This window comes from Pseudomonas sp. B22129, assembly GCF_044218875.1.
Taxonomy (GTDB): Bacteria; Pseudomonadota; Gammaproteobacteria; order Pseudomonadales; family Pseudomonadaceae; genus Aquipseudomonas.
Window position 1 is genome coordinate 3,942,539 of the sequence record NZ_CP162592.1, and the last position, 19,393, is coordinate 3,961,931.

Genomic DNA, 19,393 nt, shown 5'->3' on the forward strand with positions numbered 1-19,393 from the left:
CATTCGCGAGCAAGCCCGCTCCCACATTTTTTACTGTGTTCGCCTGAGAAATCAGCGACGGCTGCTGACTTCAGCCGGCACATCATCCCCGGCCATGCGCTTGCGAAACAACGCCGTGCGCGCCAGCAGCAACGTCGTCACCGGCACCGTGATCGACAACAAAACCGGAATCAGCCAGCCGTGCAACACCGGCCCGGACTTGAGCACCGAAAAGTACACAATCGACGCCAGCGCCACGCACCACGCGCCCAACGTCGAGGCCAGTGCCGGCGGGTGCATGCGCTGGAAGAAATCCTTCATCCGCAGCAACCCAATCGCGCCAATCAGCGCAAATACGCTGCTCAGCACCAGCAGCACCGCCACGATCACTTCCACCCATAACGGCATCATTCAATCACCTCGCCACGCAGCAGGAACTTCGCCAGGGCAAACGAGCCGACGAAGCCGAACAGCGCAATCAGCAGCGCCGCTTCAAAGTACGTGTCACTGGCATAGCGAATGCCGAGCACCAGCATCATCAGCATGGCCAGGATGTACAGGTAATCCAGCGCCAGTACCCGGTCCTGGGCCGAGGGGCCTTTGAACAGGCGCACCAGGGTCAGCACCATGGCCAGGGAGAACAGGAACAGGCTGAACAGGATTGTATTGGAGAGCAGGGTGCTCATTCGAAGATCTCCATCAGGGGCCGCTCGTAGGCGGTCTTGAAATGCTCGATAAACGGCGCTTCATCCTCAAGATCAAACACATGCAAGAGCAGGACGCTGCGGTCCAGCGCCAGTTCCGACCAGATGGTGCCAGGCACCACGGTGGTGATCATCGACAACGCGGCGAGGCCGTTCGGATCGCGCAGGTCCAGGGGGATTTTGATGAAGCGTGAGCGTGGCGGGCGGGAGCCGCAGGTCAATACGCCCCAGGCCACTTGCAGGTTGGAGACGATCACATCGCGGCCCACCAGAAAAAACAGGCGGATGATCACGCCAGGCCGGCGGATACGGATTGGCAACGGCCGCAGCGGCGCCATCAGCAGCGGTGCGAGAAAGCCCAGCAGCGCGCCCAATAACAGGTTGCCGGGGCTCACGGACAGGTTCAGCACCAGCCACAACAACCACAAGGCCAGTGACAGCCATGGCGCAGGGAACAGGCGTTTCATGGCTGCACCTCCAGCATGGCGGCCTTGGCTTCAGGGCTCGGGACCGGGCGCGTAGCCATGACGGCCATCACGTAGTGTTCCGGGTTGTTCAGGCTGTCGGCGGTGGCCTGGGTGTAGCGCATCAACGGTTCCGCCTTGAAGGTCAGCAGGATGCTCAAACCCAGCAGGAAGAAAATCGGCACGCACTCATAGCGGCGCAGCAGCGGTGAGGGGCGTTCTTCGGGGGTCCAGAAACGCTGGATACCGAGGCGGGCGAAGGCGATCAGCGAGGCCAGGCCGGACAGGATGAGCAACGCCACCAGCCCCCAGGCAGCAGGCCGGATCGGCTCATCCACACTGACGCCAAGCCCCATTGGATTGACCAGCGCACTCAACAGGCTGAGTTTGCCGATAAACCCGGACAATGGCGGCATGCCGATGATCAGCAGGGCGCAGGCGATAAAGCTCAAGCCGAGGAACGCCATGGTCCAGGGAATCACCTGGCCGACCACGGCTTTCTGCTCGTCATCGAGGTTCACGCCGGGGCGTGGGTGCAAGGATTCCATCGCTTTGGGCAGTGCATCGATTTCCTCGTCCAGCGGCAGATCATTGGCCGAGCGCGAACGCTCGATCAATTCGGCCAGCAGGAACAGTGCGCTCAAGGCCAGGGTCGAGCTGACCAGGTAGAACAGCGCACCGGCGGTCAGGCTCGGCTGAGCAAAACCGACGCAGGACAGTAAAATCCCCGCCGACACCAGAATGCTCAGGCTGGCCATACGCTCCAAGCGTTGCGCCGCCACCATCGCCAGAGCGGCGCAGATGATGGTCGCCATACCGCCATACACCAGCCAGTCGCCGCCAAACAGCGCTGAGGCTCCGGCCTGGCCGGAGAACAGCAAGGTCCACAAGCGCAGCACGGTGTACACGCCCACCTTGGTCATGATCGCAAACATCGCCGCCACCGGCGCGCTGGCCGAGGAGTAGGCGGGTGCCAGCCAGAAGTTCAGCGGCCACATGCCGGCTTTGGCCAGGAACGCTGTCGCGAGGATCGCCGCACCCGCATGCAGCAGGCCGCGATCAGCCTCCGGCACCAGCGGAATTTTCAATGCCAGGTCGGCAAAGTTCAGCGTGCCGGTCACCCCGTAGATCATCGCCGCGCCAATCAGAAACAGCGACGACGCCAACAGGTTGATCGCGATGTAATGCAGTCCCGAAGACACCCGTGCGCGGCCCGAGCCGTGCAGCATCAAGCCGTAGGATGCCGCCAACAGCACCTCGAAGAACACGAACAGGTTGAACAGGTCGGCGGTCAGGAAGGCGCCGTACAAACCCATCATCTGGATCTGGAACAACGCATGAAAGCTGGTGCCCGCGCGGTCCCAGCGGGCCATGGCGAACAGCAGCGCACTCACGCCGATGATCCCGGTCAGCACCAGCATCAGTGCGGACAACTGGTCCACCACCAGCACGATGCCGAATGGCACTTGCCAGTTGCCCGGCAGGTACACGCCAATCGAACCAGGGCCGCCTTTTTGCGTCCAGTACAACAGCAGAATCGCGATGCCCAGGCCGAGCAGGCTGGAGATCAGATTGATCTGTGCCTTGAGCGGCCGGCGCTTCTCGCCCAGCATCAGCATCAGGGCGGCGGTCAGCAAGGGCAGCAGGATCGGCGCCACGATCAGTTGGTTGACCCAATTCATTCCTTGGGCTCCCGGCCGTCGACGTGGTCCGTGCCGGTCAGGCCCCGGGAGGCGAGCAACACCACCAGGAACAAGGCGGTCATGGCGAAGCTGATCACGATGGCAGTCAGCACCAGCGCCTGGGGCAGTGGGTCGGTGTAGTTGAGCAGGTCTTGCGGCACACCGTCCTTGATGATCGGCTCTTTGCCGATGAACAGGCTGCCCATGCTGAAAATGAACAGGTTGACCCCGTACGACAGCAGGCACAGGCCCATCACCACCTGGAATGTACGTGGCCGCAAAATCAGCCAGACGCCGGAGGCCGCCAGGACTCCAATGGCAATTGCGATGACTTCTTCCATCAGGCGGCTCCTTCCGTTGCGGCAACGGCCTTGGCCTGGTTGCTCGGTTTATGGGCCCGCACGGACTGGTGGCCGAGGGCGGTGAGCATCAGCAGCGTGGAGCCGACGACCATGGCGTACACGCCGACGTCGAAGAACAGGGCGCTGGCGATATGGATATCGCCCAGCACCGGCAAGCTGAAATGCCAGGTATGGGTGGTGAGGAACGGGTAACCGGCAAACAGTGCGCCGAGCCCGGTCAGGGTCGCCGACAACAGGCCGAAGCCCATCCAGCGCATCGGCCGCAGGCTCATCTGTGCCTCGACCCACTGCGTACCGGCGACCATGTATTGCAGGATAAACGCCACCGACATCACCAAGCCGGCGACAAAGCCACCCCCCGGTTGGTTATGGCCGCGCATGAACAGGTAGAACGACACCACCAGCGCAATCGGCAGCAGCAGGCGCACCAGCGCCGCCGGCACCATCATGAAGCCCAGTGCGGTGTCGCTGGCCTGGCGCGGGTTGACCAGGTCGGTGGCCACATCCGGTGCCAGTTGGCGCTGTTGCGCGGGCAGTTGCATGCTTTCCTTTGACGGGCGGAAGCGGCGCAGCAGGGCGTACACCGTCAGCGCCACGGCGCCGAGCACGGTGATTTCGCCGAGGGTGTCGAACCCGCGAAAATCCACCAGCATGACGTTCACTACGTTGCTGCCGCCGCCTTCGGGCAGGGCGCGGCTCAAGTAGAACGAGGAAATGTCGTTGGGCGTCTGGCGGGTCAGCATGGCGTAGGACAGCAGCGCCATGCCGCCACCGACCACGGTCGACAGCAGGAAGTCACGCAGACGGCGGATGCGCGCTTTGCGCAGTGAGCTTGGCAGGGGCGAGACCTCTTCGATCCGCCGTGGCAACCAGCGCAGGCCCAGCAGGATCAGCACAGTGGTGACCACCTCGACCACCAGTTGGGTCAGCGCCAGGTCCGGCGCCGAGAACCACACGAAGGTGATGCACGTCATCAGCCCGCACACGCTGACCATGGTCAGGGCTGCCAGCCGGTGGTATTTGGCTTGCCAGGCGGCGCCCAGGGCGCAGGCGATTGCCAGCAGCCACAGGGTCACGAACACGATGGAGCCTGGAATCTTCGGCCGGTCGCCCCAGCTGAGGCCGCTGTTGAGCATCGGGATCACGCCTGCGATCACTGCCGCCAGCACCAGCAGGAACAATTGGGTTTGCAGGCGCTTGGTGCTGATGCGCTTCTCGATCCGGCGCACGCCGCGCATCATCACCACCAGGCAGCGCTCGAAACCGCGCTTGCCGTTGAAGTAGCTGATCAGCGGCGGGTATTTGAAGCGCCCGCGCTTGAGTTGCTTGCGCAGCAGCAGGTACAGCACCACACCGCAACTCATGGCCACCAGGCTCATGATCATCGGCGCATTCCAGCCGTGCCAGATGGCCAGGCTGTATTCGGGCAGCACACCGCCGACCACGGGCAAGGCTGCGGCGGCGAGGATCGAACCAACCACCTGGGCCGGGAAAATGCCCACCAGCAGGCAAGTGAACACCAGCAATTCGACCGGTGCGCGCATCCAGCGCGGCGGCTCATGTGGCGTGTGCGGCAGGTTGGTGGCGGTGGGGCCGAAGAACACGTCGACGGTAAACCGTAGCGCGTAGACCACGCTGAAGGTGCCGGCGATGGTTGCGATCACCGGCAGGGCAAACTCCACCCAGGCGGTGGACGAGATAAATACGGTTTCGGCGAAGAACATTTCCTTGGACAGGAAACCGTTAAGCAACGGTACGCCAGCCATGGCGGCGCTGGCGACCATCGCCAGGGTGGCGGTAAACGGGATCAACCGCACCAGGCCGCTGAGTTTGCGGATGTCGCGGGTGCCGCTTTCGTGGTCGATGATACCGGCGGCCATGAACAGCGAGGCTTTGAAGGTTGCGTGGTTGAGGATGTGGAACACCGCGGCGACGGCGGCCAGCGGGCTGTTCAGGCCCAGCAACAGGGTGATCAAACCCAAGTGGCTGATCGTGGAATAGGCCAGGAGGCCCTTGAGGTCGTTCTGAAAGATGGCGCAGTAAGCGCCGAGGAGCAGGGTAATCGCGCCGGCACCGCCGACGATATAGAACCATTCTTCGCTGCCGGACAGCGACGGCCACAGGCGGGCCAGCAGGAACACGCCGGCCTTCACCATCGTCGCCGAGTGCAGGTACGCCGAAACCGGCGTGGGGGCCGCCATCGCGTGGGGCAGCCAGAAGTGGAACGGGAACTGCGCGCTTTTGCTCAGCGCGCCGATCAACACCAGGGCCAGCATGACCGGGTATAGCGGATGCGCGCGAATCTGATCGCCCGCCGCCAGCACCTGGTCCAGGTCGTAGCTGCCGACGATATGCCCCAGCAGCATCACGCCCGCCAGCAGGCACAAGCCTCCGGCGCCGGTGACCATCAAGGCCATGTAGGCACCGCGCCGCGCATCGGCGCGGTGGTGCCAATAGCCGATGAGCAGGAACGAGAACAGGCTGGTCAGTTCCCAGAAGAACACGATCTGGATCAGGTTGCCGGAAATCACCAGCCCGAGCATGGCGCCCATGAAGGCCAGGAAAAACGCGAAGAAGCGCGGCACCGGGTCATCCGGCGACATGTAGTAGCGCGCATACAGCGACACCAGTGTGCCGATACCGAGCACCAGCAACGAGAACAACCAGGCGAAACCGTCCATGCGCAACACGAAGTTCAAGCCCAGGCTGGGCAACCACATGAATTCTTCGCGGATCACGCCACCGTGGGCGATCTGGGGGTAGAGCAGGGCGACTTGAAGGGTGCCGACCAGGGCCACAAGGCCGGCCAACAGGGATTCGGTGTTACGTGCATTGTGCGGCAGCAAGGCCGCCAGACAGCTGCCAATGAACGGCAGAAGCAGTAGAACTATCAGGGACATAGGCTTCTAATCTGCGGGAGTTTGGGATGCATCATACGTGCCGCTTTCTCGATCACCAAACGGCAACATGTGGCAGGATCCTACAAGGTAGGCCGAAAACCCCCGTTTGGCATTGTTTCAGGCACCAACTTCAAGTGTGGGAGCGGGCTTGCTCGCGAAAGCGGTGGGTCAGTCAGCACATTTGTAACTGATACATCGCATTCGCGAGCAAGCCCGCTCCCACATTTGACCGAGTCCGGACCTATCCCTGTCGCTCTTGCTCCAGCTCGTCTTGCAACTCAAGCGCCTTCTGCCCCTTGGTCTTCATTTCACTCACAATCACCGCCGCCACAATCAATGCCGCGCCGACCATCGCAATCGGCGGGAAACGCTCCCCGGCAATCCGCCCGACCACTCCGGCCCACACCGGCTCACCGGCATAAATCAACGTGGCCCGCGTGGGTGAAACACTCTGCTGCGCCCAGTTCATCGCCACCTGGATCACCGCACTGGTTAAGCCCAGGCCCACCGCGCTGAACAGCAGCAGCCACGAAAACCCCGGCAGCGCCTCGCCCATCGGCACCACCATCATGAACGACAGCACCGAGGCGGTGGCCAGTTGCACCACGGTCACCCGGCGCACATCCACTTGCCCGGCAAACGCGCTGATCAAAATGATCTCGGCGGCAATCGCGATCGCGCCGATCAAGGTCGCGATCTCGCCGGGGCTGAAATTCAGCGAGGCCCCGGCAGGCCCGGTCAGCAACATCAAACCGGTAAACGCCAGCATGATGCCGATGCTCGGCATCAACCCCGGGCGACGGCCCAGTACCAGCCACTGCAATAGAGGCACAAACGGCACATACAGCGCGGTGATGAACGCCGACTGGCTGCTCAAGATGGTTTGCAGGCCAATGGTCTGCAGCCCGTAGCCGAACATGATCGCCACGCCGATAAATACCCCGGCTTTCAACTCGAACAACGTCAGGTCGCGCAGCGTTCGCAAGGAAAAGAAACCCACCACAATCGCCGCCGCCGCAAACCGCAGGCCGACGAAAAACATCGGGCCGCTGACGGTCATCGCGTGTTGCACCAGCAAAAAGGTGCCGCCCCAGATCATGGTGATCACCACCAGAATGCATTCGGCTTTGCTGAAACGGTTGAAACGAGGGGAAGTGTTCGGGGTGGTCATGGCGGCTCGGTCTTGCAAGGGAAAGGTACGGACCGCACAATGCGCCGCACGCTGGGCAGTATACTGCGCACATCCACCCATTGAGCAATATAGTGCACAAAGAAAATCCACAACGCGCTTCGGTGCTGCAACACGTCAGCCAGAATGTCCGACGGCTGCGCCATGCTGCGGACCTGAGCCAGACCGCGCTATCGGAAAAATCCGGGGTCAGCCGGCGCATGCTGGTGGCCATCGAAGCGGGCGAAAAGAACGTCAGCCTGTCTACGCTGGACCGCGTGGCCGAAGCCCTGGATGTTGCGTTCAGCGACCTGATCCAGGCCCCGGACGCCCCCGACCACAGCCGTATCAACGAGCTGGCCTGGGCCGGTGACATCCCCGGCAGCAAGGCGGTACTGCTGGCCAAAGCCACGGCGCGGCGTGAGGTCGAGTTGTGGGAGATGCAGTTGGAACCCGGCGATCGCTACAGCCCTGATCCCGACCCGGAAGGCTGGAGCGTGCAACTGTTTGTGTTCGAAGGTTGCCTCACGCTGCTGGTGGGTGAGGAAGAAAAGCGTGTCGCTGCCGGTGAGTTTTATATGTTCGCCAGCCGCCACGTCCATGGTTATCGCAATGACGGCGATGTGTCTGTGCGCTTTGTGCGCAACGTGGTGATCTAACTGTTCGCCTGGCAACAGTGGATGCACACTTTGCTGGTTTGAAACGCGCTCCACTGCGTTGAATGGCCGGCAAACCGCTGAATTTATTGGCGATTAAATTCGGGCACGACTCCTGCAATCACTCCTGTATCCCATCGGAGCCTGGAGTCGGCCCATGTCAGCCCACCCTCAACACCCTGCCCATATCATCCGCTCGGACGCCGAAGCCATCGAGGTGGCGACCCGCCTGGCCGCACGCTTCGCCGTCGAGGCCAGCGTGCGTGACCGTGAGCGCCGCTTGCCCGTGGCCGAACTCGACGAGTTCTCCGCCAGCGGCCTCTGGGGCATCACCATTCCCAAAGCCTACGGCGGCGCCCAAGTGTCCTATGTGACGGTGGCCGAGGTCATTAAGCTGATTTCCGCCGCTGACCCGTCACTGGGGCAAATTCCGCAGAACCACTTGGGCGTGGTGGACATCCTCCTGCAAACCGCGACTGAAGCCCAAAAGCAGCATTACTTCGGAAAAGTCCTGCAAGGCTACCGCTTCGGCAATGCGTTCTCCGAAGCCAAAAGCAAAAACGCCGGCACCTTCGAGACGCAAATCCGTTTTGACGGCGACACCGCGCACATCAACGGCGAGAAGTTCTACTGCACCGGCGCGCTGTTCGCCCATATCGTGCCCACCGTCGGCAACAACGAAAACGACCAGGCATTTATCGCGTTTGTTGAACGCGATGCGCCCGGCCTCAGCGTGGTTGACAGCTGGGATGGCTTCGGCCAGCGCACCACCGCCAGCGGGGGCGTGACCCTCGACGGCGTGGCGGTGCCCCTGAGCGCGGTTATCCCGGCTCACCGGGCGTTCGACCAACCCACCGCCAACGGCCCGATTTCGCAGATCATCCAGGCCGCCGTCGACACCGGCATCGCCCTCGGTGCCCTCGAGCAGGCCAAGATTTACGCTCGCCAGGCCCGCCCCTGGATCGACAGCCAGCAGGATCATGGCTGGCAAGACCCGTTCACCCTCGCGGCCATCGGCGACCTGGAGTGGCGCGTTCACGGCACCGAAGCCATCCTCGCCAAAGCCGGTAAAGCCGTAGACCTGGCCCTTGCCGAGCCGAATGAAGACACCGTGGCCAACGCGTCCTTTGTTGTCGCCCAGGCCAAAGTGCTCTCCGCTGAAACCGCGTTGCTCGCCAGCAGCAAGCTCTTCGAACTGGCCGGCACCCGCTCGGTTACCGGCAAACACAACCTCGACCGTTACTGGCGCAACGCGCGCACCCACACCCTGCACGACCCGGCGCGCTGGAAATACCACCTGATCGGCAACTTTGTGCTCAACGGCGTAAAGCCTGCGCGCCACGCCTGGAACTGAGGAACTTGACCATGACCGCACTCAACCTCGCGCGCCAACTGCTGGACAACACCCTGCGCCATGTCGGCCAAAGCGATGACCCCTATGTGATCAGCCGTTTCGGTGACCTGCAGATACGCGTCGATGTCGCCGCCGCTTTGCTTGAACGCGCCGAAACTCACCCCGGCCCGGTGGCTGCGACAGAGGCGCAAATCGCCGCCGCTGAGGCCTTGCTGTTTGCCAGTGCCACCGAGTTCGAACTAACCGGGCAGCGCACCGAGCTGCCGCCGACGCTGGATGATCCCCTGCGCCACAAATATCAGGTCGTCGGCAACTACCACCTTAACGGAGTGCTTTGATGTCCCGTGAAATCCGCTTGAACGCCTTCGACATGAACTGTGTCGGCCACCAATCCCCCGGCCTGTGGGCGCACCCGCGTGACCGCTCGTGGCAGTACAAGGACCTGGAATACTGGACCGATCTCGCCAAAATCCTCGAGCGCGGCAAGTTCGATGGCCTGTTTATCGCCGACGTGCTGGGCATTTATGACGTGTACAACGGCAACGGCGACGCGGCGATTCGCCAAGCGACCCAGGTGCCGGTCAATGACCCGCTGTCGCTGATCGCGCCGATGGCGCTGGTCACCGAACACTTGGGGTTTGGCTTGACGGCGTCGTTGTCGTTCGAGCATCCGTACCCGTTTGCCCGCAGGCTTTCCACCCTCGACCACCTGACCAAAGGCCGCATCGGCTGGAACATCGTCACCTCTTACCTGGAAAGCGGCGCCAAAAACCTCGGCCAGAAAGCCCAGACCGAACACGACGCACGGTATGACTATGCCGAGGAATACCTGGAGGTCTGCTACAAGCTCTGGGAAGGCAGTTGGGAGGAGGGAGCCGTGCTGCGTGACCGCGAGCGCCGGATTTTCAGCGACCCGAGCAAGATCCACGAAATTCGCCATGTCGGTAAGCATTTCCAGGTGCCCGGCATCCACCTGTGCGAGCCGTCACCGCAACGCACGCCCGTGCTCTATCAGGCCGGTGCGTCCAGCCGCGGCAAGCAGTTCGCCGCCGAGCAGGCCGAATGTGTATTTGTGGCGGCGCCGTCCAAGGTGCTGCTGAAAAAAACCGTCGCCGACATCCGTCGTCGCGCCGCCGAGGCCGGGCGTGATCCGAAGAAAATCCTGATCTTCAACTTGCAGACGGTGATCGTTGGCGAGACCGACGCCAAGGCCAAAGCCAAGTTCGACGACTACAAATCCTACGTCAGCTATGAAGGCGCCATGGCCCTGATCTCCGGCTGGACCGGCATCGATTTCAGCCAGTTCAAGCCCGACGAGCCGCTCAAGCATGTGCACACCAACGCGATTCAATCGGCGGTGGAAGCGTTCTCCACGGCAGACCCGAACAAGGTCTGGACGCCCAACGAGCTGGCGGATTGGGTCGGTATCGGCGGCTTCGGCCCGCTGTTCGTCGGCGGCCCGGAAACCGTCGCGGACCTGCTGCAGGAGTGGGTCGAAGAAACCGACGTGGATGGCTTCAACCTGGCCTATGCGCTGACCCATGAAACCTTTATCGACGCGGTAGACCTGCTGGTGCCGGAGTTGCAAAAACGCGGTGTGTACAAGACTGAATATGCTCAGGGCACGTTGCGCGAGAAGCTGTTTGGCGAGGGCGCGCGGTTGGGCGCCAATCACCCGGGCGCGGGCTACCGCAATTTGTCGGATATACATAAGGCCACTGTGGGAGCGGGCTTGCTCGCGAAGGCGGACTAATATTCAACATTGATATCGACTGAGTCACCGCTTTCGCGAGCAAGTCGAATCGTCGCACCGCCGCTCCCACATTTGATCTTCATTGTTTGATCTATTTCAGCCAGCGGACCACCGCACGCACACCCCTTCAATAGGAGTATTACCCCTATGAGCGTGCATGAACTCAAACCCCCGCTGGCGCTGGAATGGCCCGCTGAACGGCTCGACAACTTGCCAGAGGCATTGGAACACCTGCATCACTGGGCACAGATCACGCCGCTGCACACCGCCCTGCGCCACAAACGTGAGGGCCAGTGGTATGCGTGGCGCTGGATCGACGTGCTGCGCGATGTTGAGCGCCTTGCCGATGGCCTGCGCCAGCAAGGCTTCAACCAGCAATCGCGGTTGGCGCTCAGCGGGGCTTTTGAGCCCAATCTGTTGCTGCTGGCCCTGGCGGCGCAGTCCATCGGTGGGGAGGTGCTGACCCTGGCCGATGATCTGGAACCCCACGTGCTCTATCAACAGCTATGGCGGATCAGGCCCAGCCATGCGTATGTGCAAGGCCGCCAAGCGGTGGGGCGCTGGCAAGCCGCCAAACCGGTGGATTTTGCCCAGTTGCTGCGCCTGACCGACTCGGCGCAGCATGTGCAGCGCTGGTGGCAACCTCAGGGTGAAACGCTACTGTGGAGTGAAGAGGGCACTCACTGTCAGGGCGGCCTGGCGGCATTGCTTGAGCAGTGGCTGAACAGCGGCCATGGGCTGGGGTTTGCGCAACACCCGGGCTCGGTGCCCGGTGGTTACATTGACGGGGCGCCTTCAGGCCTGCGCAGGTTGTTCAAAGGGCTGCCGGGCTTGCAGCGTTTGATCTGAACGTCGCACGCTGGCGGCTACTTGCTGGATACTGCGCAGGACCACTTGCATGACATTTATCTGGGTAAACAGTAAGGGCGAAAGGGCATGACTGAAACCACCCGCAACGCTGATGTCTTGATCATCGGCGGCGGCCTGAGCGGCACGATGCTGGCCGTGCAACTGCTGCGCTTGCCTGGGCAGCGGCAAATCCTGGTGATCGAACCGCGCGCCGAACTTGGCCGTGGCGAGGCCTACAGTGCCGTCGAACTGGGCCACACCCTGAATGGCAATGCGGCGCGCATGAGCGTCGACCCGGACAATGCCGAGGACCTGACCCAATGGCTCACCGACTACATCGCTGCCGGTGGCTGGCCGGAGTCGGACGAGCAGCACGTACCGATCAGTGAACTGTTCCCGCCGCGCGGAATATTCGGTTTGTACGCGCAGCAGCGCCTGGCAGAGGCCAAGGCGTTGTCGGCATCCACCGTCGAGCATATCCGCGCCGAAGTGGTCGACCTGCAAGTGGACGAGACGTCCACCGTGCTGACGCTCGATAACGGCCAGCAGTTGCGTGGTGCACACGCGGTATTGGCCACCGGCATGTTCCCGGCCGCACGCACGCCGCAGACCGAATCCAGCGGGTTGAATGCAGCGGCGGTGGACCCGTGGGACGTCAAGGCCATGGCCCAAATCGACCCTCAGGCGCCGGTGCTGATCATCGGCTCCGGGCTGACCATGGTCGATGCCGTGGTGTCGCTTGAGCAGGCTGGCCATCGCGGGCCGATCCGGATTTTCTCGCGCCACGGGCTATTACCCCATGTGCGCCGCCAGCCACCGGCCTGGGTGGACTTCCTCGCCGACGACCACAGCCTGCGCAGCCCCCGGCAATTGCTGCGTGAAGTGCGCCGCCAATGCCGCCTCGCCCAGGCGCAAGACATTGACTGGCAAGCGCCGCTGGACACCGTGCGGGCGCACATCGGGCGGTTGTGGAGCCAGGCCGGTGAGCGCGAGAAGCGTCAGTTTGTGCGCCATGTAAGGCCCTGGTGGGAAAGCCATCACCACCGCTCGCCGCCGCTGAGCGCGCAGTTGGTGGCGCGGCTGCACGGGGAGGGGCGGTTGCAGATTCAGGCGGCCTCGTTCAAGGGTGTGGTGCCGTCCGATGAGGGCGTGACCATTCGCTTGCGCTACCGCGGCGAGCAGGCACTGACAGAGGTATCAGGTGCGGCGCTGATCAACTCCAGCGGCATCGAATACGACTGGCGCCGCGTGGCCCGGCCATTGCCGCAGCAGCTGCTCAAACGCGGGTTGATCCAGCCCGGGCCGCTGGCGCTGGGGATTGCGGCGGACAAGTCAGGGGCCGTGGTGGATGCCCAAGGTCAGGTGAGCCAGCGGTTGTTCGCCATGGGCCCGCCGTTGCGTGGGCTGTGGTGGGAGAGCACGGCTGTCACGGATGTGGCGTTGCAAGCCAAGTCACTGGCCGCCAAATTGGCACATTTCTGAAGGTGGGAGCTGGCATGCCTGCGATAGCACCACCACGGTGTCACTGATGCACCTCAGTGTCTGCATCGCGGGCAAGCCCGGCTCCCACACAAGCCCGCCCCCACCTTTGGATCTTCCTTTACCTTGCGGTTTTCACAAAGCCGGGCTTGAGCCCAAACACCTCAACCCCCTGCGCCGTCGATTGCCCGGTGGTCACCTTCACCCGCTCCTGCGGCTGATCCATGGCGGCGCGATACGCCACCGTCATGTCCTCACGGTTGATCGCCTGGGCCGGGATCACAATGGCCTGCTCATTGTTATAGGTCACGATGGTCAACCGTGCGCTCATCCCCAGCCGCACGCGCTGCACCTGTTGCGGCGTGAGCCTGGGAATCGACAAGGTCACCGGAAATTGCGCGCTGCCCTGGCTGTCGCTGGCAACCGCCAGGCCGCTGACCACGCTGACGGAACCGCTCAACCGTTCGCCATCAAACCCGTCGCCCATCACTTCCACGGGTTGGCCCTGATGCAAACTGTTGATGTCCAGTTCCGACACTTTGGCGACGATTTTCAGCCGCTCGATATTCGCCAGGCCGAACAGCACCTGGCCCTGGCTGACCTTGCTGCCCGCTTGCACCGGCGCGTTGCCGTTGGCGGCGGCCGGTGAGGTATTGTTGCCGGGCGCGGGCACCACGATGCCGGAGAAGGGCGCCTTGACCTCTTTGCCATCGAGCAGCTTGCGCAGGGCGTCGTATTTCACGGTGGCGTTGGTCAGCTCCATCTCGGCAATCTGGCGGTATTCGCCCTTGCCCTGTTCCAGCGCCTGTTGCAGTTCGCTGCGCGCCGCTGCCAGGTCCAATTGCTGCTGCTGGGCCTGTTGCTTGAGGTCATCGAGTTCGTTGCGCGGGATGATGCCGCGTTTGAACAGGTTTTCGCTTTCGGTGAGTTTGCGCTGGGTGTTGCCGGCGGTCATTTCCGTGGTGCGCAGGCTGCGGCGCGCACGGCTGACGGTGGGGCCGTTGTCCCAGTCCTGCATCTCCTGCACGGCACGGCGGGCCTTGAGTTGGGCGGACAGGGCATCACGCAGCTGTATTTCCAGAGTGGCCGGGTCCATGCGCAGCAATAGCTGACCGGCGTCGACCCGCTGGCCTTGCTCCACCAGGTTGGCCAACACATTGCCGTCAAACGGTGCGGTGAGAATGAGGGTGGCGTCGGGTTCGATCTTGCCCACCAGGCCGATCTGATGCACCAGCGCGTCAGGCTTTATTGCCAGCCATTGCTCGGCAGCCGGTGCCTGCCCGGTGGCGGGGCTGCGCAAGGCAATGCCTGCACCCGCCAGCAGCACCAGCAGTGCAGCGCCCAGCAGGTATTTTTTATCAGTAGTCATTGAGGGCTATTTCCCAACTTTCCAGCGTCATGCCCAGGGTCAAGTCGAGCTGGGTCTGGGCGTTCAAATAAGCGATCAGTGCATTGAGCTGCGCGTTTTCAGCGTTGCGCAGGTCAGTCTCGAAACTCAGCACCTGGAAGTTGGTGGAGCGCCCGGCGCTGAGTTTTTCCCGCTCGATCTCGATCTTGCGCCGCGACAATTCGACGGCGCGCTGGGAGATTTCATACTGGCGCCAGCGCGTACCGAGGTCACGTACCACGTCGTTGACGTTGCGTTCCAGCTCTTGGCGCGCGTCGGTGATGCGCACTTCCTGATCTTCCACATTCACCCGTGCACGGACTTCGGCCTGGCGGGTGCTGATGTCACCGATGGGGATCTGCACCTGCACCCCGGCGTAGCTGTTCCAGGTGCGGTTATTGTTGTTGCCGTTGTCGTTGTTGCTGTAGGCATCGCGGATCTGGTTGGCACCGGCCACCAGGTCGACTTGCCAGCGTCCGGAGTCTTTAGCAATGACCAGGTTGAGGTCAGCCTGCTGGCTGCCGAGCAGCGCGGCGAGGTATTCCGGTTGCTGGGTTTGGGCGAGGTTGAAGGCCTGGCGCTTGTCGATGCTCATCGGCTTGGCCTCCAGCGCCTCGCTGGCGCGGATCGGCGTCGACAGGTCCAGGGCCAGCAGGCGCAGCAGGGCCAGGCGGCTGGTGTCCAGCTGGTTCTGGGCTTCTTCCACGCCCAGTTGCTGGGTGGCCATATCGGCTTCGGTCTGCACGATTTCGAACTCGGCCATGCGGCCCGAGGCGATCAGCGCCTTGTTCACCTCCAGCAACGTCCCCGAGCGCTTGAGGGCGTCCTGCACGATGCTCAGTTGCTCCTGGGCGCGCAGCAGCTCGCGGTAAGTGGCGATGATCTGGCTGATGGTCTGTGCCACGGTGGCCTTGAGGTTCAGGCGGTTGGCCTGCTCCGACAGACGTGACAGGCGCAGCGGCGCAGTGGTGGCGTCCCAGCCGGCACCGCGCATCAGCGGCTGGATCAGCGCCAGGTCGAGGCCGTCGCTGCGGTAGCGGCCGGCGCGGTCGGCGTTGTTCAGTTGTTGGGTCCAGGCCATGCTCAGCCGGGTGCCGTATTCGCCGAGCAAGGTGGCGTTGGGCGCCAGGTTGGCGTTACGTGAGTTATCCGCCGAGCCACGGCTGTTGCGGTAATAACTGTTGAGGGTGAGCTTGGGGTTGAAAGTGTCTTCGGCCACCCGCAGGTCGAATTTCTGTGCCACCCGCTGCAAGTACGCGCTGCGGATCGCCGGGTTGTTGCGCAAACCCAGGTACACCGCGTCGCCCAGGGTCAAGGTGGTGACCTGGGCATTCAGCGACACGCTGCGCTCGTAACCGCTGCGCGTGGTGCTGGGCGCCGACGGGTTGATGACGACATCGGCAGCGGCTGCCGGCAGGCTGATCAGCGCGAGCAACCAAAGCCCCTTATTCATCGCGCAAGGCCTCCACCGGCTGCAGGCGCGAGGCCGAAACGGCCGGGTAGATGCCGAAAAACAACCCCACCAGCAACGTACTGCCCACCCCCAACGGCAGGGCGGCGGCGGCCAAGGCAAACTCCCAGCCTGACAGCCAGGCGTAGAGCCAGGCCGCCGTCATGCCCAGCACCGCACCACACAGCGCGCCGACAGCGGTGAGGGTCACGGCTTCGAGCAAAAACAGATTGCGGATATCCCGCTGGCGCGCACCCAACGCCATGCGAATGCCGATTTCACGGCGGCGCTCCGACACGTTCATCAACATCACGTTCATCACACCGACTCCGCCGCCCACCAGAGAAATCGCGCCCAGGGCCAGCAATAGATAAGCGAACGTGCGGCTTTGCCGGGTCATGCCATCAATCATTTGCTGGGGCACCTGGATGTTCACATCGTGGTCGGTGAGCTGGCTTTTCAGTGCCTCGCCGGCGTCGTGGGCCAAATGCTCCATGTTTTCACCGGGTACCGCGCGGATAATCACGTTGCTGATTTGCGGGGTGGGGTAGATGCGGCGCATGCCTTCAGCGGGGAGGTACAACGACTCATTGGCTTGCACCGGCATCAACAGGGCGCGGGGCTGGTTCTGCAAGATGCCCACGATCAAGAACAGGTAGTCGTTGATGCGCACACGGTCGCCCAGTGCCAGGGGCACCCCGTGGGCGCCAAGGGCCTGGGCGATCTGGTCACCGATCACGGCATAGGTTTCGTTGGTGTCAAAGGGCGACAAAAACCGGCCTTCACGCACGGCCAAACGCATGGCCTCCTTGATCCCCGGTGTGCTGCCGACAAAAGTGGCGCTGACGGTCTGGCCATTGAACACAATCGGGCCGCTGAACTGGGTCAGCGCACCGATATGGGCAATGCCGGGCACCGCCCGGCGCACGGCCTCAAGGTCGAGGCTGGCGCGCATCGGCGCGGTGCTGTTGCCCTTGGGCGGGAACTGGGCGACCAGGGTGTCGGTGCCCATGTCCTTGAAAATCAGCGCCGCATCGACCGCTGCGTTGTGGCCGATGTTGATCAAGGCCACCACCGACGAACTGCCGATCACGATCCCCAGCAGCGCCAGCACTGAACGTTTGCCCAGGGTGCGCAGGCTGACGAAGGCTTCATGCAGCAGTTGGCTCAGGCTCTGTTCAACCCGTCGGCTCATGGGCGGCCGGCCTCATGCACCACGCCATTGCGCACCAGAATCTTGCGCTGCAGGCGCTCGGCGATGTGCGGGTCGTGGGTGACGATGATCAGCGTGACCTGTTGTTCGCGGTTCAGTGCCAGCAGCAGGTCCATGATTTCCTGAGCGGTGGTGCTGTCGAGGTTGCCGGTGGGTTCGTCGGCGAGAATCACCGACGGGTTGCCGACCAGGGCGCGGGCAATCGCCACGCGCTGGCGCTGGCCGCCGGAGAGGTCGGCGGGGCGGTGGTGGGCACGCTCGGCCAAGCCGACTTGTTCGAGCATGCGTAGCGCCTGTTCCACCGATTCATGGCGCGACACGCCGCGATAACTCAGGGGCAGCGCGACATTGTCCAGGGCGCTCAAGCGTGGCAGCAGGTTGAAACTCTGAAACACGAAACCGATCTGGCGGTTGCGAATTGCGGCCAGTTCATCGGGGCTTGCGTTGAAAATATCGTGCCCGGCGAAGTGGTAGTGGCCGCAGTTGGGCAAGTCCAGCAGGCCGAGAATATTGAGCAGGGTGCTCTTGCCGGAACCGGAAGCGCCGAGGATGCCGCAGCTGTCACCGCGGGCGATGGTCAGGCACACATCATTGAGAATGGACAGGTGCTGGCCGGCCAGCTGATAGCTTTTGCCGATGCCTTGCAGGGAGATCAAACCTGGGTGCGCGGGGGTCTGTGTCATCATGACTACGCCTGCAGTCTCGACGGTGCCGTCCTGCCCCCGGTAAAGCTTTGTAACAAGTTCGGGAGCTGCCTTGTACGCGTCACGGACTGGTTTTATTTCTTGTTTTTAAAATATTGTTTGAATAGTACCCGCGTTCACTGCGCTTCGCCAGCCGTGGATGTAGAGCGGTTTTACCCTTTGAAATGAATTTCCAGGCGTGCACTCCAGGCGCTTGAAAAAGCCTTCGGCTAGCCTCCGCATGCCCGGTTATACGGGCTTTTGATGATATGGCGCAGTGTCACTACTTGCTTTCAACAGGCCGCCCCGGTATAAAAAATCAAATTATTTTTTAAAACAATATTTCCCCCGTGGAACTCTTTATGGTCGCGAAGAAACTCAGCGCTCCAAACGTTACCAAGACTCGACTGCTGGATGCGACAGAGGCTCTCTTCATCAAATACGGCTACGACGCCGTGCTGCTGCGGCAGATTACTGAGCGGGCCCAGGTGAACCTGGCCGCCGTGAACTATCACTTCGGGGACAAGGATTCCCTGATGAAAACCCTGCTGATGCAACGCCTGGAGCCGCTCAACGAGCAGCGCCTGGAACTGCTGGCGCGCTGCGAAGCCGAATCCGACGGGCCCCTCGATTGCGACACCTTGCTCGGCGTGCTGTTCGCCCCGGCCATGGGCCTGGAGCGCAGCGACCCGGCGAGCGGCGAAGGGCGTTCGTTCATCCGTTTCCTCGGCCGCGTTTACAGCGATACCTCACCGTTTATCCAGGAATACCTCAAGGTGCATTACCAGCCGGTGTTTCAACGGTTCTTCGAGGCGTTTGCCCTGGCCTTGCCGGACCTGCCGCGCAATGAACTGGGGGTGCGCCTGCAATTTGCCCTCAAGGCCATTTCCGGGGTCATGGCCGGCACCGAACTGCGCCTGCTGATGAACTCCATGAGCCTGGGCCGCCCGGCCACAGATGCCGAGGTGATGGCCAAGCTGATCACCCTGGTGTCGGCGGCCATCCGCGTGCCGCAGCAAAGCCCGGAAGCTGAAACGGCGTTGGCCAAGGTGCTGGATACCCAACGTGCCATTCGCGAACACGCCGCCTCACCTGCCGTCAAAGCCTCGCGCTGAACCCAAATCCCAGGCAAAAAAAAGCCCGCTGGGGCGGCGGGCTTGATGTGCAACGTTTGTAACGGATGAGGCTTCACCCTACGGCTGTGGATGTGAATAAATCGTGAAAAATATGTAAGAAAAAAGGCGCAACAGAAAAAGTTTCAACGCCACCTCGGCGCCCGCCGGTTTGTTCCAGGGCGTTCACGCCAATGC

17 protein-coding genes and 1 pseudogene are annotated in these 19,393 nt (G+C 62.6%); 7 read left to right on the top strand and 11 right to left on the bottom strand.

Annotation, left to right across the window (positions count from 1 at the left end):
- Positions 1-51: 51 nt before the first annotated feature.
- The 7 genes from AB4P94_RS18190 to AB4P94_RS18220 form a co-directional block, all read right to left on the bottom strand.
- Positions 52-390: a Na+/H+ antiporter subunit G gene (locus tag AB4P94_RS18190; protein ID WP_395606751.1), complete on the bottom strand. Its 339-nt coding sequence runs from the start codon at positions 388-390 to the stop codon at positions 52-54.
- Positions 387-665, bottom strand: a complete 279-nt coding sequence (locus AB4P94_RS18195; protein ID WP_395606752.1) for a K+/H+ antiporter subunit F — start codon at positions 663-665, stop codon at positions 387-389. The genes AB4P94_RS18190 and AB4P94_RS18195 overlap by 4 nt, the downstream gene beginning before the upstream one ends.
- Entirely contained in the window at positions 662-1,150 is a 489-nt protein-coding gene (locus tag AB4P94_RS18200; protein WP_395606753.1) for a Na+/H+ antiporter subunit E, read from the bottom strand. Before AB4P94_RS18200 ends, AB4P94_RS18195 begins: the two co-directional genes overlap by 4 nt.
- Entirely contained in the window at positions 1,147-2,829 is a 1,683-nt protein-coding gene (locus AB4P94_RS18205) for a monovalent cation/H+ antiporter subunit D (RefSeq protein WP_395606754.1), read from the bottom strand. The genes AB4P94_RS18200 and AB4P94_RS18205 overlap by 4 nt, the downstream gene beginning before the upstream one ends.
- Positions 2,826-3,170 (bottom strand): Na+/H+ antiporter subunit C, encoded by a 345-nt coding sequence (locus AB4P94_RS18210; RefSeq protein WP_003192163.1) that lies wholly within the window; start codon positions 3,168-3,170, stop codon positions 2,826-2,828. Before AB4P94_RS18210 ends, AB4P94_RS18205 begins: the two co-directional genes overlap by 4 nt.
- Positions 3,170-6,091 (bottom strand): monovalent cation/H+ antiporter subunit A, encoded by a 2,922-nt coding sequence (locus tag AB4P94_RS18215; RefSeq protein ID WP_395606755.1) that lies wholly within the window; start codon positions 6,089-6,091, stop codon positions 3,170-3,172. The genes AB4P94_RS18210 and AB4P94_RS18215 overlap by 1 nt, the downstream gene beginning before the upstream one ends.
- A gap of 241 nt (positions 6,092-6,332) precedes the next feature.
- The gene (locus AB4P94_RS18220; protein WP_395606756.1) at positions 6,333-7,262 is read right to left on the bottom strand and encodes a DMT family transporter; all 930 of its coding nucleotides are present in this window, start codon (positions 7,260-7,262) and stop codon (positions 6,333-6,335) included.
- Positions 7,263-7,354: 92 nt separating this feature from the next.
- Between AB4P94_RS18220 and AB4P94_RS18225 the strand changes: the two genes are divergently transcribed.
- The 6 genes and pseudogenes from AB4P94_RS18225 (at position 7,355) to AB4P94_RS18250 (ending at position 13,353) form a co-directional block, all read left to right on the top strand.
- The gene (locus AB4P94_RS18225; protein ID WP_395606757.1) at positions 7,355-7,918 is read left to right on the top strand and encodes a helix-turn-helix domain-containing protein; all 564 of its coding nucleotides are present in this window, start codon (positions 7,355-7,357) and stop codon (positions 7,916-7,918) included.
- A 154-nt stretch (positions 7,919-8,072) separates the two neighbouring features.
- Entirely contained in the window at positions 8,073-9,269 is a 1,197-nt protein-coding gene (locus tag AB4P94_RS18230) for an SfnB family sulfur acquisition oxidoreductase (protein WP_395606758.1), read from the top strand.
- A gap of 11 nt (positions 9,270-9,280) precedes the next feature.
- Positions 9,281-9,607 (top strand): acyl-CoA dehydrogenase, encoded by a 327-nt coding sequence (locus tag AB4P94_RS18235; RefSeq protein WP_395606759.1) that lies wholly within the window; start codon positions 9,281-9,283, stop codon positions 9,605-9,607.
- The gene (locus tag AB4P94_RS18240; RefSeq protein ID WP_395606760.1) at positions 9,607-11,022 is read left to right on the top strand and encodes an LLM class flavin-dependent oxidoreductase; all 1,416 of its coding nucleotides are present in this window, start codon (positions 9,607-9,609) and stop codon (positions 11,020-11,022) included. Before AB4P94_RS18235 ends, AB4P94_RS18240 begins: the two co-directional genes overlap by 1 nt.
- Before the next feature lie 147 nt (positions 11,023-11,169).
- Positions 11,170-11,826 (top strand): annotated as a pseudogene (locus tag AB4P94_RS18245) (AMP-binding protein); the annotation flags it as partial.
- Between the two features lie 132 nt (positions 11,827-11,958).
- Positions 11,959-13,353: an FAD/NAD(P)-binding protein gene (locus AB4P94_RS18250; RefSeq protein WP_395606761.1), complete on the top strand. Its 1,395-nt coding sequence runs from the start codon at positions 11,959-11,961 to the stop codon at positions 13,351-13,353.
- Between the two features lie 118 nt (positions 13,354-13,471).
- Here the strand turns inward: AB4P94_RS18250 and AB4P94_RS18255 are convergent, their stop codons facing one another.
- The 4 genes from AB4P94_RS18255 to AB4P94_RS18270 are packed head-to-tail and all read right to left on the bottom strand — an operon-like array spanning position 13,472 to position 18,086.
- Complete coding sequence (locus AB4P94_RS18255; RefSeq protein ID WP_395606762.1) at positions 13,472-14,719, bottom strand: efflux RND transporter periplasmic adaptor subunit; 1,248 nt, start codon at positions 14,717-14,719, stop codon at positions 13,472-13,474.
- Entirely contained in the window at positions 14,709-16,190 is a 1,482-nt protein-coding gene (locus tag AB4P94_RS18260) for a TolC family protein (protein ID WP_395606763.1), read from the bottom strand. The genes AB4P94_RS18255 and AB4P94_RS18260 overlap by 11 nt, the downstream gene beginning before the upstream one ends.
- Positions 16,183-17,382 carry an ABC transporter permease gene (locus AB4P94_RS18265; protein WP_395606764.1) on the bottom strand — a complete coding sequence of 400 codons (1,200 nt, stop codon included), beginning with the start codon at positions 17,380-17,382 and terminating at the stop codon, positions 16,183-16,185. Before AB4P94_RS18265 ends, AB4P94_RS18260 begins: the two co-directional genes overlap by 8 nt.
- Positions 17,379-18,086, bottom strand: coding sequence for an ABC transporter ATP-binding protein (locus AB4P94_RS18270; protein WP_395606765.1), 708 nt, complete (start codon positions 18,084-18,086; stop codon positions 17,379-17,381). The genes AB4P94_RS18265 and AB4P94_RS18270 overlap by 4 nt, the downstream gene beginning before the upstream one ends.
- Positions 18,087-18,445: 359 nt before the next feature.
- On the opposite strand from AB4P94_RS18270, the gene AB4P94_RS18275 reads away from it, so the two are divergent.
- Positions 18,446-19,198: a TetR/AcrR family transcriptional regulator gene (locus tag AB4P94_RS18275; RefSeq protein ID WP_395606766.1), complete on the top strand. Its 753-nt coding sequence runs from the start codon at positions 18,446-18,448 to the stop codon at positions 19,196-19,198.
- The last annotated feature ends 195 nt before the right edge of the window (positions 19,199-19,393 follow it).

Excerpts from the sequence above, each read along its gene's own strand:
- AB4P94_RS18190 (WP_395606751.1), bottom strand. The coding sequence starts at position 390 with ATGATGCCGTTATGGGTGGAAGTGATCGTGGCGGTGCTGCTGGTGCTG.
- AB4P94_RS18195 (WP_395606752.1), bottom strand. The coding sequence starts at position 665 with ATGAGCACCCTGCTCTCCAATACAATCCTGTTCAGCCTGTTCCTGTTC.
- AB4P94_RS18200 (WP_395606753.1), bottom strand. The coding sequence starts at position 1,150 with ATGAAACGCCTGTTCCCTGCGCCATGGCTGTCACTGGCCTTGTGGTTG.
- AB4P94_RS18205 (WP_395606754.1), bottom strand. The coding sequence starts at position 2,829 with ATGAATTGGGTCAACCAACTGATCGTGGCGCCGATCCTGCTGCCCTTG.
- AB4P94_RS18210 (WP_003192163.1), bottom strand. The coding sequence starts at position 3,170 with ATGGAAGAAGTCATCGCAATTGCCATTGGAGTCCTGGCGGCCTCCGGC.
- AB4P94_RS18215 (WP_395606755.1), bottom strand. The coding sequence starts at position 6,091 with ATGTCCCTGATAGTTCTACTGCTTCTGCCGTTCATTGGCAGCTGTCTG.
- AB4P94_RS18220 (WP_395606756.1), bottom strand. The coding sequence starts at position 7,262 with ATGACCACCCCGAACACTTCCCCTCGTTTCAACCGTTTCAGCAAAGCC.
- AB4P94_RS18230 (WP_395606758.1), top strand. The coding sequence starts at position 8,073 with ATGTCAGCCCACCCTCAACACCCTGCCCATATCATCCGCTCGGACGCC.
- AB4P94_RS18235 (WP_395606759.1), top strand. The coding sequence starts at position 9,281 with ATGACCGCACTCAACCTCGCGCGCCAACTGCTGGACAACACCCTGCGC.
- AB4P94_RS18240 (WP_395606760.1), top strand. The coding sequence starts at position 9,607 with ATGTCCCGTGAAATCCGCTTGAACGCCTTCGACATGAACTGTGTCGGC.
- AB4P94_RS18250 (WP_395606761.1), top strand. The coding sequence starts at position 11,959 with ATGACTGAAACCACCCGCAACGCTGATGTCTTGATCATCGGCGGCGGC.
- AB4P94_RS18255 (WP_395606762.1), bottom strand. The coding sequence starts at position 14,719 with ATGACTACTGATAAAAAATACCTGCTGGGCGCTGCACTGCTGGTGCTG.
- AB4P94_RS18260 (WP_395606763.1), bottom strand. The coding sequence starts at position 16,190 with ATGAATAAGGGGCTTTGGTTGCTCGCGCTGATCAGCCTGCCGGCAGCC.
- AB4P94_RS18265 (WP_395606764.1), bottom strand. The coding sequence starts at position 17,382 with ATGAGCCGACGGGTTGAACAGAGCCTGAGCCAACTGCTGCATGAAGCC.
- AB4P94_RS18270 (WP_395606765.1), bottom strand. The coding sequence starts at position 18,086 with ATGATGACACAGACCCCCGCGCACCCAGGTTTGATCTCCCTGCAAGGC.
- AB4P94_RS18275 (WP_395606766.1), top strand. The coding sequence starts at position 18,446 with ATGGTCGCGAAGAAACTCAGCGCTCCAAACGTTACCAAGACTCGACTG.